Genomic DNA, 341 nt, shown 5'->3' with positions numbered 1-341 from the left:
GACGCCCCGTCTCAGCGCTCTATAATGCGCACCATTCCCGCCGCGGAAGAAACTGAAAACTCCTTGAAGATCAACGAGTTAGATGTGAAAACGGCGAGGGAATGGTGCAGGTCTTCGGGCCGCAGCGGTGAAAAAGGTAGTTGACAGCAAGTTTGAACGCTGTAGAATTCGCCTCCCGCTGACGAGTTGATCGAAAGATCGCTCGGCACGCAAGTGATTGAAGTTGAAGCGTAACTCTGAAAACTTCTGAAAATAATCACTTGACAAGTTACTGAGGCGCTGTAGAATGCGCGCCTCGGTTGAGACGAAAGGCTCAACCAACCGCTCTTTAACAATTGAAT

At 49.9% G+C, this 341-nt stretch carries 1 pseudogene; it reads right to left on the bottom strand.

Going from position 1 to position 341, the window contains the following annotated elements:
- Positions 1-78: 78 nt before the first annotated feature.
- Positions 79-341, bottom strand: a pseudogene (locus tag ACYAS9_RS24255) (hypothetical protein); the annotation flags it as partial.

Source organism: Pseudomonas sp. HP_08, from assembly GCF_055284095.1.
Note: the sequence above shows the minus strand (reverse complement) of the source record. Positions and strands in the feature narration are given on the sequence as shown.